The organism is Ohtaekwangia koreensis, assembly GCF_900167975.1.
Taxonomy (GTDB): domain Bacteria; phylum Bacteroidota; class Bacteroidia; order Cytophagales; family Cyclobacteriaceae; genus Ohtaekwangia; species Ohtaekwangia koreensis.
This window is the reverse complement of sequence record NZ_FUZU01000001.1, coordinates 3,107,372-3,121,423: the sequence shown is the minus strand read 5'-3', so window position 1 is coordinate 3,121,423 and position 14,052 is coordinate 3,107,372. Positions and strand designations below refer to the sequence as shown.

13 protein-coding genes are annotated in these 14,052 nt (G+C 43.0%); 2 read left to right on the top strand and 11 right to left on the bottom strand.

All coding sequences use genetic code 11. The annotated features are described in order from the left end of the window. Positions 1-44 precede the first annotated feature (44 nt). The 6 genes from B5Y40_RS12290 to B5Y40_RS12265 all read right to left on the bottom strand — a co-directional run bounded on the left by B5Y40_RS12290 (position 45) and on the right by B5Y40_RS12265 (position 5,098). Positions 45-1,328: a T9SS type A sorting domain-containing protein gene (locus B5Y40_RS12290; RefSeq protein ID WP_159453685.1), complete on the bottom strand. Its 1,284-nt coding sequence runs from the start codon at positions 1,326-1,328 to the stop codon at positions 45-47. Positions 1,329-1,332: 4 nt separating this feature from the next. Continuing rightward, complete coding sequence (locus B5Y40_RS12285) at positions 1,333-2,070, bottom strand: hypothetical protein (RefSeq protein ID WP_079686944.1); 738 nt, start codon at positions 2,068-2,070, stop codon at positions 1,333-1,335. Between the two features lie 522 nt (positions 2,071-2,592). After that, a complete protein-coding gene (locus tag B5Y40_RS12280; protein WP_079687185.1) occupies positions 2,593-2,982 on the bottom strand; it encodes a DoxX family protein in 390 nt (129 codons plus the stop codon). A gap of 145 nt (positions 2,983-3,127) precedes the next feature. Then, positions 3,128-3,346: an exodeoxyribonuclease VII small subunit gene (gene xseB / locus B5Y40_RS12275; protein WP_079686943.1), complete on the bottom strand. Its 219-nt coding sequence runs from the start codon at positions 3,344-3,346 to the stop codon at positions 3,128-3,130. Beyond that, positions 3,324-4,694, bottom strand: a complete 1,371-nt coding sequence (gene xseA, locus B5Y40_RS12270) for an exodeoxyribonuclease VII large subunit (protein ID WP_079686942.1) — start codon at positions 4,692-4,694, stop codon at positions 3,324-3,326. Before xseA ends, xseB begins: the two co-directional genes overlap by 23 nt. A gap of 65 nt (positions 4,695-4,759) precedes the next feature. Next, entirely contained in the window at positions 4,760-5,098 is a 339-nt protein-coding gene (locus tag B5Y40_RS12265) for a hypothetical protein (protein ID WP_143785714.1), read from the bottom strand. Positions 5,099-5,223: 125 nt separating this feature from the next. Here B5Y40_RS12265 and B5Y40_RS12260 point away from each other — a divergent pair, with 125 nt between their 5' ends. Next, positions 5,224-5,403 carry a hypothetical protein gene (locus tag B5Y40_RS12260; RefSeq protein ID WP_079686940.1) on the top strand — a complete coding sequence of 60 codons (180 nt, stop codon included), beginning with the start codon at positions 5,224-5,226 and terminating at the stop codon, positions 5,401-5,403. A 79-nt stretch (positions 5,404-5,482) separates the two neighbouring features. Here B5Y40_RS12260 and B5Y40_RS12255 read toward each other — a convergent pair whose 3' ends face one another. Both B5Y40_RS12255 and B5Y40_RS12250 read right to left on the bottom strand, forming a co-directional pair. Next, positions 5,483-6,691 (bottom strand): IPT/TIG domain-containing protein, encoded by a 1,209-nt coding sequence (locus B5Y40_RS12255; protein WP_221408912.1) that lies wholly within the window; start codon positions 6,689-6,691, stop codon positions 5,483-5,485. Between the two features lie 544 nt (positions 6,692-7,235). Further along, on the bottom strand, positions 7,236-7,448 hold the full coding sequence (locus B5Y40_RS12250; RefSeq protein ID WP_079686939.1) for a Sec-independent protein translocase subunit TatA/TatB: 213 nt from the start codon (positions 7,446-7,448) through the stop codon (positions 7,236-7,238). A 337-nt stretch (positions 7,449-7,785) separates the two neighbouring features. On the opposite strand from B5Y40_RS12250, the gene B5Y40_RS12245 reads away from it, so the two are divergent. Next, a complete protein-coding gene (locus B5Y40_RS12245; protein ID WP_079686938.1) occupies positions 7,786-9,042 on the top strand; it encodes a phospholipase D-like domain-containing protein in 1,257 nt (418 codons plus the stop codon). 72 nt (positions 9,043-9,114) lie between these two features. On the opposite strand, the gene B5Y40_RS12240 is transcribed toward B5Y40_RS12245, so the two are convergent. The 3 genes from B5Y40_RS12240 to B5Y40_RS12230 form a co-directional block, all read right to left on the bottom strand. After that, positions 9,115-10,755, bottom strand: coding sequence for an ABC-F family ATP-binding cassette domain-containing protein (locus B5Y40_RS12240; protein ID WP_079686937.1), 1,641 nt, complete (start codon positions 10,753-10,755; stop codon positions 9,115-9,117). A 110-nt stretch (positions 10,756-10,865) separates the two neighbouring features. After that, positions 10,866-11,900: an LLM class flavin-dependent oxidoreductase gene (locus B5Y40_RS12235; RefSeq protein ID WP_079686936.1), complete on the bottom strand. Its 1,035-nt coding sequence runs from the start codon at positions 11,898-11,900 to the stop codon at positions 10,866-10,868. 126 nt (positions 11,901-12,026) lie between these two features. Next, on the bottom strand, positions 12,027-13,994 hold the full coding sequence (locus B5Y40_RS12230; protein ID WP_159453684.1) for a tetratricopeptide repeat-containing sensor histidine kinase: 1,968 nt from the start codon (positions 13,992-13,994) through the stop codon (positions 12,027-12,029). Positions 13,995-14,052: the final 58 nt, after the last annotated feature.

Genomic DNA, 14,052 nt, shown 5'->3' with positions numbered 1-14,052 from the left:
AACTTGGCACTTCTTTTCGGTTGTAGAGACTACGAATTATATACTTAATGCTTAATGATTATTCGTTTCGTAAAGAGTTCTTTGCCTTGCGATACATGAATATAGTATTCGCCTTCCGGCAAGTTCGCTGTACTTAACTGTAGTGGACCGTCTTTTAAGCTGGCTGATCTTCGTAGCTGGCCCTGATTATCGTAGAGTGTTATGTCATAAGCGGCAGAGGATGTACTTGCCGGTGAAGGGTTTTGTTTCTCTGCCTTTGTATTCTCGAGGCTGATGGTCACATAATCGTTTACCGGGTTCGGATATATACCTATACTATACATGCCGTTGCAATTCACATAAAAGTATGCGTAGCTGAAATCTGTCCAGCCGCAGTTAGCCGTATAGGCTCGTACTCCTACGTAATGGCTTCCGCAGCCATAAAAAGTAAATTCGTGGTTATAAGCACTGGTCTGTTGAAACGAGCCATCCAGATACCACTCGTAGTCATAGTAACCTGCGCCGGCAACCTGTGGCACTTCGGCATATACATTTGCGTAGCCTCCATAAAATGTATTCTGTGGTATGTTTACGGCTCCTATAGTAGGACCAACAGATACGTTCAGCCGGGTAGTAACGGAGGTGCTGGAGCACGGGGAGGTGATCACCACTTCAACCCATCCCGGACCATTCCAGTTTGCAGTTGCTACAACCGAATTGCCGGAAGTAGTGTTTAATGAAATGTTGCTGCTCTTCGTCCAGGTATAGGTACCGCCAGCAAAGTATGGAACCGAGTATGTAGTGTTGCCACAGATAAAAGAATTACTCGCGGATATTTTTGTGGCGACATAGTATTTCAGGTTTGTTGTCCCGTAGGGAGTATCGTTCCAATTGTGCTCCATTAATGGGTACATGTTCCATTTTGATTTGAATCTTCCTGGCGTTGGCGTTGTGATCGCTGTATGATCACCCGATCCCCATGAAACTTTTCCCGGATATGTTTCTGAACAAACCTGGATATAGCTTCCGTCCGTCATGTATACATCTTCGTCTGTTTGAACATAGTACCCGATCCATCGGGTTGGCCCGCCTTCTGCTATACTCCAGGCATATCCATGACAATTAAAAGTTCGTGACGAACTGTAGCCGTTGGAGGTAACAAATTGAGTCCGGTTTGGACTGGCAAAATAAGAATCCCAGTACGCGCGATCTGCATTGGACATCTCGGGGACAATATAGGCTGTCACTGCACTCCCTTTTGGTGTACCGATATAACTCAGTGTTTGAGCATTGATATTTATACTCAATGCCAGGAAGGAGAAAAATAGTATTCGTGAAATATTTTTCATAGTCTTAATTTTTTGAGAGGTATAGTTTTGTTTGACTGACAACATTATCCAGCACGGCATAGTCTGCCACTACACCTTGATCTGTAAAGTATTTATATTTTTCGTCCCGAAGTGAATTCAGTGCGGGGGTATAGTTTGATTGCTTTAGTATGCGCGCCATGACCCAGCCAGTAGTGCTATATGATAGCGAACCGTATACTTCCTGGTCATTCTTTTTTGCATCGAGTTTTTCTTTGGCTAGGCTCAGCAACGCTTTCCTGTTCCTGGTGTCGAGTGAGGAGAGCACGCTTTCCTGTGCCAGTAAAATTTCGATAGCCATGATCTGGAAGGAGTATTCTCCTTTTTTCTCCAATGACAATTGCCTTGCTGCGGCTGCCGGATTCATGGAAGTATATTTCTCCAGTAGTAACGTTGCAACATCCTTTCGCTTTAACAATTCATGGGCTCCGTTAAAATTCTCCTGCAGCTTTCGTATACCTTCCTGTGGCGTACTGAAAACCATAAGGTCTCCGAGCAGCGGGTAATTGAGGTATGTTTCAATCAGGCCTTTCGTTGATATAGTTGAAAGCAACGACTCGGGTAGGCTGCATGCATCACGCTTATCCTGGTAACTTTTCAAGGCGTTCCATTGTTCTGTTCCCCGCTTTACAGGGAAGTCATAAGCATCATTTGCTTTCTGTGCAAATCCACTGGTAAGATCAACGAGCATTACCAGCACGATAATGAAATAGAATTTTTTCATGGTGTAGTTTTTAATGGGTAACTAATGAGTAACGTTAAAAGAAGTGCGTCACTAAATTTAAAAACGCAAGCGTGATATACCTACGAAAAGTCTGGCGATCCCGGAAAAAATATCACTGTTACGACTTATATACATCTACATTCACAATCATTGCGAATGATTGTTTGAACTTGCGAAGAGTATACAACAAGGATAGATATAGCGAGAATAAAGACAACGGTTATAAAATAGCATTTTTTATTTGGGCCTCATCCTAAATCCCTCTAGGGGGAGAGGGACTTTTAAGCTCCCATTGTGTCGTGAATAGATTGTGTGGCCTCACCCTAAAGAGGCTGTCTCAAAAGTCTCCTCTTGAAAAAATGCCCCATATACAATTTTGTTTATGGGGCATTTTACTAAGTGATTAAATTCTTTATTTGGTATACAGATATATTAACGACATAGTATATGACTCATCAGGAACAAAAAAGACTTTTTGAGACAGCCTCTTTGTTTGGAGTGTTCTATAGAGTTAATCTTTGACTACACTGTTGTTTGCAAAGATGAAGAGTATCTGCTGATCTTCTCCAGTGATATATAGGAGAGTATTAATATACCCAGGAAGATTAACGGGAAGAATGCGTTGAATCCGAAGCCATCGACTACACCGTTGCTGACGGAGGCTGCTATAAAATCGAAAGCAAAACCTGCATACGCCCATTCTTTAACTCTGCGCGGTATAGCAGGGATGATCAACGCAATGGATCCTGAGACTTTGAATATCATCAGCATCGGACCGAAGTATGCCGGATAGCCGAGGTGACTGATTCCTTCGCGTGCCATTTCGGTGTGCGATGTGAGTGCTGGCATAACGCCTTCAAACAAAAAAATGATAATGGTTGTAATCCAGAAAGTGATTTTGTGCTTTTTCATAGTAGTTTTATTTTGAGTTGTTGATGATCGTTGTTGATACAAAACTACTGTGCAAAATCGATAGCGAGCGTGTGTAAATCCGACTATTTAGAGGTGGATTTGCGACAACTTCCTATAGCGAAAAAAACGTTACGAAAAGCGCGTATCACTCTTTGCTCTTGCTCACACTCTTCTCCATACCGGTAATGATCTTGTTAACTTCATTCTCCGTGGACTTTAATTTTGCCTGGCAAAGCGCAATCAACTCAGAAGCGCGCTTGACCTTATCAGCCAATTGATCGACAGAGACGGATTCATTTTCTATTTCGTGTGCAATCTGTACAAGCTCATCGTAGGCTTGCTCATAGGTTATATTCATTTCCATGGTAATCTTTTTTGAGGGTGACGGTGGCATCAATTTCTTTGTCGGCTAAGATGATTGAAATATTATCACCGGCTGCTATCGTGCTGGCGTTGTTTATAATTTTATCGTTGTGTTTTACAATGGCAAATCCCCGTTTAAGTGTATTTATAGGAGAAACTAATTTTACCAGCGATGTATAATGATCGAGGTTACTTTGCTGGTTTTTGAGATATAGTATATTGAAAGTCTTTAGATTTCCTGCCAGGTTTTGCAGGTCATTCCGTTTGTTTGAAATTGTAATCAATGGCCCAGATAACAACTTGGCTGAGAGGTTTGCAACAGCGCTCTTATTAACATCGAGTATATTTCTTGTAGTATGGATGAGGTTTGCCTTCAGGACCGCCAACTGTTGATAGCTTATCGAGAATGCTTGCTGTGCTTTGAGTAAAATCGACTTCTGCATGATTAGCAGAGCCTGTTCAAATGCGCGGTTGTGGGCTACAATAAACTCTGCTGCTTTGGTTGGCGTCTTGGTTGCTGTATGCGCCATCAGGTCTGCGATTGTTGTATTCTTCTGGTGTCCTATTCCGGTAATAATCGGTATAGGGAAGCGTGCTATAGCCTGGCCTACAAGGTAATTATCGAAGATGAGGAAATCGGTTTGCGCACCTCCGCCTCGCGTGATCACGACTGCATCATAGGCTATACCTGTATTATATACTTCGATCAATGTATCGCGTAAAGCGCCTGCATTGAGTTCACCCTGTACTTCGGTGAAATACTCATCAACCGTAAAAGTATACCGGAAGGGGTTTGCCAGTAAAGTATGTTTGAAATCCTGTAGTCCAGCAGAAGCCCTGGAAGATATAACAGCAATATTCTGGAGCACATGATTCAAAGGGAGTTTCTTATTTCTCGTGCTATACTCTTCGTTTACCTTTTGAATGTGCGCGGGATTTTCTGCTACCAGTTTCTCCAGCGTGGCAAGTCGATGCCGTTCAATGGCACCGAGTGTGAAGGCCAGATCTATACTGTTGACCTGGAGCTGCAAACCAAAGGTAGGGTGGTAGTCTACCGTTACATTTACCAGTACCTGTATGTCATTGGTAAATTTCCGTTCCGTGATACGCTCGAAATTTTCAATTTGCCTGGCGCCAACGCCCCAGGCTTTCGCTGAGAATTTAGCAAGAATATTGTTTGTGGTGGAGTCTTTCTCAACCAGTTCGAAGTAGTGATAATTGGAGGCAGCCTTGAACGTATGATTTGTAACATCGGCGATTACCCAAAAGCTCGTAGACCGAAAGGCATCTTTCAGTACGTTGTTTATAATCACGGAGAGCTCGGAGAGTCTTAATTGTGCCGGAGCCATTGGCTATATATCTTTCTGTATGATGTCTATATATACTACACTTCGAAACTATATTTCCAGGTAATTTATCGATCAGCCCTGGGAGAAATATCAGCCAGTGCCTGAATCATCTCTTTTTGAATGATTGCATCCAGTTGACCAAGTTTTTCAGCGAGGTCTTCATGTATAGTTTCTTTGTCGATTTTACCATGCTGAATCAGGTGTTGCAATTCGAATTGCTTCTTTAGAATAGATTGTAAATATACTGTATTCTGAATAGCATGTTTCAGTAAATATAACTGCAACACATCCGGTTTGGGAGTGTTGCCTTGCTTTTCAAATTCAGCATTCCGAAGATCTTCGATGTTGGCCATAGCGTTGATAAATTCAAGGGTCAATATTTCGAAAAAAATCAGTCGTTTCAAAGGGCTGTAACTTTTATTCGTACCGGCTGTAATACCCGTGATCCTGTATGATATGAGTTTGTATTAACAGTGAATAGATAAAGGTTGGTATAGAAATTTAGCTTAATCGGTAAACAATCAAAGCTATGGCAAAGACAGCGAAGAAAACCTCAAAAAAATCGGCTAAGAAAGCCGGCAAGAAAACTGCAAAAAAGCGCGGTCCGAAAGACAGAAGTTATGTGAATCAATCACAGGAATTTGAAGTAAAGTATGCAAGCAAGCGTAAAACGGCTGCTAAAAAATTCGGCTCGAAGAAAGCAAAGTAACGGCTGACTTCAGTTGTCCGTATGTTTAAGCTTTCTGTATCGGCTTTGCTTGCATACCTGGTATTAGAAAATATATACTTTACGCACTTACTACGATCGTATGGGTGAGTGCGTAGCCGTCAGCAACGGTTCCGGTTACAGTGGCTATTTCATTGTCAATAGAATCTGTAAAGACGCTATCACTTGCATTGTAAGTGTAGCCGCTCATGCCTTTGGTATAGCCATTGGCCGTTGAAGCATTTACCAATACCACAGCACTGTTGGAGCTTTCCGGAAATCCGATTTGTGTTACCAGTAAAGATGAACCGGAAGCATTATATATATGTACGTGAATGTGCGTAGCACGACTCTGATACCAGCCTGGAAAAATCGAAACGAATGATACCTGTCCATCGCTGTTGGTGACTTGTCGGCCTCTTAAGAAATGCACCGCCGTATAGTCAACGGTCTGCATCGATGTTCCTCCATACTCCGAGTAGTAACCATCTTTATCACAATGCCAGATATCAACGTATGCGCCTTCAAGTGCAGCACAGCTGTTATTCTTGTTTTGTATAGTGATCGTTATTGTAAAGGCTACACCGGTTCTATCGGAACGTATATCAGTCTTTACAAGTGTCGATGGACTTTTGGTTGGGAAAGGTCCTTCTGTTTCAGCATCCGTTGTTGAGCACGAACCGGAAGCCGTTGTCACGGTAAAGCTGGTGGCTGAAGTAACCGTAACGCCATTTACAGTCACGGCAACCACACCCGATGTAGCACCGCTTGGCACGGTCACGACAAGTTGCGTAGCCGTAGCGGATACAACCGTAGCAACCACTCCGTTGATCGTTACGGTATTGGATGCTGGTGTTGTGCTAAAGCCTGTACCGGTAATAACAATGGATGATCCTGCAGAGCCACTGCTTGTAAAGCTGGTAATAGCAAGGTCTGCTGTGCTTGAACTTGTTGTTACTGTAAAGTCACCCGATGATGTTCCGGTTTGCCCGTTCACAGTGACAGCGATTTTACCTGTACTCGCACCCGACGGCACAGTGACGGTAAGCTGTGTTGTAGTGGCTGCTGTAACGGTAGCCGTTGTTCCATTAAACGTTACGGTGTTGTTTGTAGTAGTTGCACTAAAATTAGCACCACTGATAATTACAGTGTCGCCAACCGCACCACTTGTAGCAGTAAAGCTGGTAATGGAAGGTACGGGAGTTGCATCGTCATCTTTACTACACGCCACGATTAGCGGTGCAATCAAGCTGCTCATTCCTAAACTCTTCAAAAATTGTTTTCTCTCCATGGGTATATCATTTATATACTGAATAACGACAAAAATGAAGAAGGTAATCGGTGCTACCGAGGGCCGTTAATACATTTGAGGTGAACGTGTGGATTATCAAGGTGTACACTGAATTTATCTTCACCTTACGCACGTTCATCAAGGATGCTAGTAATCTGATCATAAGAGAATCAAAAATTGTAGATACCGCCTTTACAGTGATAAATCATTTTCAGGTATTCACCTATAATAAGATTTACGAACGTAGAAGGTATAGATGAAGTAAGTATAGGTTGAGTATAGACTGAGTATATATTTACCGTTGTTCGTAGATGAACAAAGAAAGATGTTCATGGACATAAGAAACGCGGCAAGTAAAGTATACTGAATATGAACTTGAAGTTTATGTGCTGGCTTGTTGTGGGAAACGCGAAGGAACAACGCGATGTACATTATCCATATCCGGATGGGAGAGAACTGAGATGTCGCCAGAAATGACTTCGGGCTATGCACAAGGTATAGTTGCAACCTTATGCATAGCCCGAAGGTAAATTCTTTTAAGAGATTACATGTTCAGATCTTTGGTAACATCGCTTTTAACGTCACCCACTTCTTTTTTCACATCTTCCATAGCACCCTTGAATTCTTTCACACCTTTACCAAGGCCTTTCATGAACTCAGGGATTTTCTTTGCTCCAAAGAATACAAGCACAAAAAGTCCGATCAATAAGATTTCCTGGAAACCAACTCCCCCTAAAAACAAAAGAACTGTGTTCATACGATTTTTAATGTTTAAATGCTTTAACCCGAAATCGGCAAACCGCCACAACTGCGGCTGTCATATCACAAAAGTAGTTTTTTAATTGCTACGTTTCCAACAATACAATACATAATAGGTATAGGTTCACTATGTGTCGGCAACCGTGTGGGATGGCTGGTCAGGTGACTTGGCTGCAAATGCTAAAAACTTGGGAAATAACCGTTTACAGTGCATCAGGCTGCCTATTACGAAGTTTTTTACACTGAAAATTTTCCTCGTATTTAGCGGTGACGCATAGCCACATCGTGCATCACATTATATTTGCCCCCTCGAATTTCATACAGCTAACATTTACATGATCATAAAGAAACTGGCGGTTCCGCTTATCAACGATAAAATTTTGCAACAGGCCGAGCATGGCTACATTGCTACAGCCGCCATCACCGATGCCGGTTTTGACTTTATCCGCAGCCGACTGCCTGGTAAAACGAAACTGGATATTGTTACCGGACTAGATGGGTTGACTTCACCGGGAGTCCTCAAACGGATCTGGCGACATTACCAGGATCGGTTTACATTGCGAATCTATACCCGGAACATTTTTCATGCGAATGTATATATCTTCGAATTGCCCTACAGGAAGTCCGTTGGTTTTACCGGTTCCGGTGCACTCACACTCGAAGGACTGAAAGATCACGAAGAGATCTTCAACAAGGTAACGGATATAAAAGAGGTAGAAGCCTTGCTATCGTGGTATACCAGTTACTATGAGTTTGCCGAGCCGCTTACCGAGGAGATGATCGCAGAATATGAGTTGATCTATCCCTATATGAAGCAGCGTGAGATTATATCCCGCGAGGAGAAAAAACAATTTGTAGCGTTGACTACGCGTGGCTTCCAGTGGGATGGTATCAAATTCAAAAATCAATATTTCAAGAAGGAAGATTACCTGGTCTTCGGTAATGCAAAGAATACATTGAACAACGAAGCTATACAGGCAGAACGTGCTGCTGTTCAAACTAAACTTCTCCAGTTACACGAGTCTGTTCAAAAGCATGTTACCCGATTAAAACTGCGGGCGGACGGCAACACCGTTGTGAGCAGTATAGATATAGGCAACCGGCAGGATCATAAACTTGATTCGATGGCTTTGTCGTATGGCAGGAGTGAAGCGGATTTGAAAAAGTATGCTGATACTGCTACGTCAGATGATTTCATGACGATGCAAGTGGTCATTCAGCAAAAAGATATAGGGGTTTGGCTTACGGTCGGGAAGCCTCGTACAGGCAAGCAAGACCGCGAATACTTTCGATTAAAAATGCACGATGAAAATTACCGGAAGACTTTTTTTAGTTCACTGGTGGGCCTGGGTGCGGGTTACTGGATTGAAGTTGCAGGGGAACAGAAAGTCGTAGAATCATTTTCACAGGATGAAGTTTTATGGGAGTATACCAAAGCGGATGACTGGATGTATTACCGTTTTATCATTGGACGAAACTTTCAGCCTGGAGAAGCTGCCGTTAGCAATGATGCGATCGTGCAGACGATCGAACAGGAGTTTGATAAATTGATTGTACTATACAATCACATGAAGCACGTTCGCGAGCAATAAATAAAAAAGTGTGATGTTAATTGCGAATCGCGGATTAACATCACACCTATAGATGTCAAGTATATATTTGATCTATTTATTGTTTCGCTCAATCTCGCGAAGGTTCTCCATCTTCTTATTACGGAGAAAGCCGGTAATGTCTTCGAAGTGTTCCTTCACACGCTTGTTACCAAACTCAAATACTTTATTGGCCAGGCCATCCAGGAAGTCACGGTCGTGAGATACCAGGATCAGCGTTCCATCAAATGCCTTCAGTGCATCCTTCAATATATCTTTTGTTTTGATATCAAGGTGGTTGGTAGGTTCATCGAGAATGAGCAGGTTAACCGGCTGCAGCAATAATTTGATCATGGCTAAACGCGTCTTCTCACCACCGGAGAGATACTTTACTTTCTTCTCAATGGTTTCGCCACTGAACATGAACGCGCCCAGTATATCTTTAATCTTCGAACGAATGTCGCCTTCAGCGATCTGATCTATAGTTTGAAAAACCGTGAGTTCTTCATCGAGCAACGATGCCTGGTTCTGGGCAAAGTATCCGATCATACTGTTGTGTCCCAACTGAAGTTTACCTTCAAAGTCGATCTCGCTCATGATTGCTTTTACAAGCGTAGATTTACCTTCACCATTCTTGCCGACAAAAGCGATTTTCTCTCCGCGCGCAATGGTCAGCGATACATCCTGAAACACGGTGTGATCACCATATTTCTTCGTCAGACCTTCCACAATAACGGGATAGCTACCCGACCGTGGTGCCGGTGGAAACTTCAGATTCAAGGCAGAAGTATCCACTTCATCCACCTGGATGATCTCTATTTTCTCCAGCATCTTTACCCTCGATTGTACTTGTAAAGTCTTCGAGTAAGTTCCCTTGAAACGATCTATAAATTCCTGAATGTCAGCGATCTGTTTCTGTTGATCTTCAAATTGCTTTTGCTGTTGCTCGCGCCTCTCGGTGCGCAGTTGCAGGTAATGCGAATAGTTTGTTTTGTAGTCGTAGATCCTACCCATCGTAACTTCTATCGTACGATTGGTCAGGTTGTCAACGAAAGTTTTATCGTGACTGATCACGATCACGGCTTTGGCGTTGTTGATCAGGAAATCTTCCAACCATTGAATGGATTCTATATCCATGTGGTTGGTAGGCTCATCGAGCAAGATCAGGTCAGGCTTTTGCAGAAGGATCTTTGCTAATTCAATGCGCATGCGCCAGCCACCACTGAACTCGTTTGTAGGCCGCGTAAAATCTGATCGCAGAAAGCCAAGGCCCATCAATGTCTTCTCAACTTCTGCATCGAAATTGATTTCTTCTATCGAATAATATTTCTCACTGAGTTCAGAAACCTGCTCGATGATCTTTGAATATTCATCCGATTCATAATCCGTGCGCGTTTCCAATTGACTGTTAAGTTCATCCATTTGCTTTTTCATGTCCAGGATTTTGGAGAACGCTTTGGAGGCTTCTTCAAATACAGTACAGTTGTCTTCGGTAAGTAAATGCTGTGGCAGGTATGCAATGACAGCGTCTTTGGGAGCAGATACTTTTCCGCGTGTAGGTTTGTTAACACCAGCAATGATCTTAAGTAATGTAGATTTCCCTGCACCGTTCTTACCCATCAAGGCAATCCGGTCATTTTCATTGATATTGAAAGTGATGTTACTGAAAAGAGCTGAACCGTTAAACTCAACACTAACTGCGTCTACTGAAATCATGATTTAGAAAATAAGGGCACAAAGATATATAAAGTGAATTTCTTTGGATAACTATTTTTTCGAACGATCCGCCAGAGCGCAGACATGAAAGTATTATACACAATCACGCATTACGGTTGAAGAGCTTTTCGAACGGCCGGGGCTACTTGTGTTCCGAATAATTCTATCGAGCGCATCATTTTACTATGCGGCATCGTGCCTACACTCATTTGCGCCAGGAAGCGCGTGTGCTGGAACAGCGAGTGCTCATAGAGTATTTTATCGATCACCTGTTGTGGACTGCCCACCAACAGCGATCCTTCGGGCGAGCGCATCATTTCATAGTGCTCACGATCCATCTGAGACCATCCGCGTTCGCGGCCCAGGCGTGTCATGACTTGTGCATACGAAGGATAAAATTCATCTGCTGCCTGTTGAGAAGTGTCCGCAATATAGGTATGCGAGTTGATGCTTACCTGCAAACTTTCCAACGCATGGCCTGCCTGCTTTGCAGTCTCCCTATAGAACGAAACGTGAGGGGCAAACCGATCGGGCGAGCCACCAATGATCGCTAATGCCATCGGTATACCAAGGGTTGCAGCACGCTGTATAGATTCCGGAGTGCCTCCTATAGCAATCCATATCGGAAGCTTGGTCTGATATGGACGTGGATATACACCCAGGTTATTGATAGCAGCACGATGCTTTCCCTGCCAGGTGACCTTCTCGCTATCATTTAGCTTTAACAACAGATCTAACTTTTCAGAAAACAATGCATCGTAGTCACGAAGGTCATAGCCGAACAGCGGGAAGGACTCAATGAATGAACCGCGTCCAACCATCAGCTCTGCGCGTCCGCCGGACAGTAGGTCTACCGTTGCAAAGTCCTGGAACACCCGAACCGGGTCGTCTGAACTCAATACAGTAACGGCACTGGATAATTTTATGCGTTTCGTTTTCTCGGCAGCAGCGCCTAATATCACAGCGGGAGAGGAGACTACATAATCCGGACGATGATGTTCTCCAACAGCGAAAACGTCCAGTCCTACCTGCTCGGCGAGTGCTACTTCCTCCATCAGATCACGAATGCGCTGATGTGCGCTGATCATTTTGCCGGTGATGGGATCTGCCGTGAGTTCTGCAAAAGTATATATACCTAATTCCATATATCCTAAATTCTATGCATGACAATCATGCGAGGAATTAAGTTCAATGAAGCTATACCAGCATCGTGATTTTGCAGCAATGGGAATGTATTGTGATTTACATTAAGACCGGATCGATAGCGCTATTTATACCACAGGAACCTTAGCAGAAGTTATAGTTCTTTCGTAGCTGGTATATTCGGGGATGTTCACGATAAACTCGCTGCCTTCACCAGGATTACTTCTTACCAGTATATCACCTTTGTTCTCGCCCAGTAATTCCTTGCACAAGGTCAAGCCAAGGCCTGTGCCTTTTTCATTGTTGGTGCCGGGCTGTTTGACATTTTCATTCAGCGTAAAGAGTTTATCCTGGATCTCATAGGGTATTCCTACACCTTGATCTTTTACAGAAATAGAGAGTATATCTCCGGCAGTCTTCACCGCAATAACAACATCGGTATTGGCGTGACTAAACTTGATGCTGTTGGAGATCAGATTTCTTACCACCGTATCAATGGCATGATAGTCACCGTATCCATAGCGTTCTTCTCCTTGCTGAAAAATCAATCTCACTCCTTTACTTTCTGCAATAGCCTGGTATAGCGAGATGTTCTTGCGAATAAGATCAGTTGTATTGATTTTGTCAAAGGTCCATTTACGCTTTTGCGATGAAGTCATCGACCACTCCAGAATATTGTTGATCAGTTCAGTAAGATTATCCAATGAGGTATCGATCTTGGCCCGCATGTCCATTAGCTCCTCCGTTGTTAACGCATCTACATGCTCGGTGATCAGGTATGAAAATCCTTTCAGAGAATTTAGCGGTCCGCGTAAATCGTGAGATAGTATAGAAAAGAATCGGTCTTTTTCACTGTTCAATTTCTTAAGGTCATCACGCTGTTGCTCGATCTCCTTGTTCTTTACAGCCAGTATATTCTTCTTGCTACGGGTTGTATAGTATGCGTAGAATAGCAACACCACAACGAGTGCTAACAATACGATACCTGCTGCCAGTGCATAGGCTATAATATTTTTCCGTTCTATTCCAGCTTGTTGCAGCTCCTGATCTTTCTTTAGCAAAAGAATTTCTCTTTCCTTTTCTTCCAGGTTGAATTTTGCTTTCAGTTCTTCCAGGTTTGCTTTATTGGTCTGGTTATGTATACTATCGGCAATGTGGTTATATAGTTTCTGGTATTGCAGTGATACCTTATAGTTACCTCGGTTCTCTTCTGCTTCGGCCAGGAACTTGCTGGCACGTAACATGGTTGAAAATGCCTTTATCTGTTCGGCCTTCTTCAATGAGAGCGTGGCGTATTGAATTGCTTCGCCGGTTTTACCCTGATGTTGCTTGACGCGAACAATGCCCATCAGATTACTGGCTTGTCCATGCATATCCTTATTCTTTATAAAAAGACTGTCGGCTTTAAGATAATAGCGTAATGCTGCACCCCACTGATTGCTATGTTCCTCGATGGAACCGAGGTTGTTATACCCTCTGGACATGCCGTACAGATCATTCCTTTTTTCTTTGATCCGCAAGGACATGATAAAATGTTCCTTTGCAGAGACTTCGTCACCAAGATCCTGATATAGTATACCCATGTTATTCAAGGCATAGGACTCGCCTTTGCTATCACCGAGTTTGCGAAACATTTCAAGCGCTTGTTTGAAATACTCAAGAGACTTTTTATAGTCTTCAGAGTTTGCATATATAATGCTGATGTCATTGAGCGCGTTGGCAATCTGCACATCATCATTAATTTCACGGTATAGCTTCAAGGCTTCGAACATATCATTCAATGCTTCAGCATTCCCTTGATCATGATCTCTTTTTAAACGCCCGATATGAAGCAAGGCATCCGCTCTGCCCTTGGTATAATGAATAGCCAATGCTTTTTCAAGGCTGGCCTGTGCACAAAGCATAGCAGAGTCGGGATGAAACCCCTGATACTTCATAGAAAGTATATACAGGATCTTTACCTGTTGCGTATCGCTGGTAGTATTTTTTAGTTCGTGCAGAAGACTGTCAATACTTTGAAGTTTCTGACCGCTAACCTGAATCTGGCAAAATGAGAAAAACACACAAGCAAGAATGCCCGCAATTTTAAACTTCATTCTTCTTGTCGGTAGGTGCATCTTAGATTAGAAAGGCCTGTTGTATATACAAAGATAT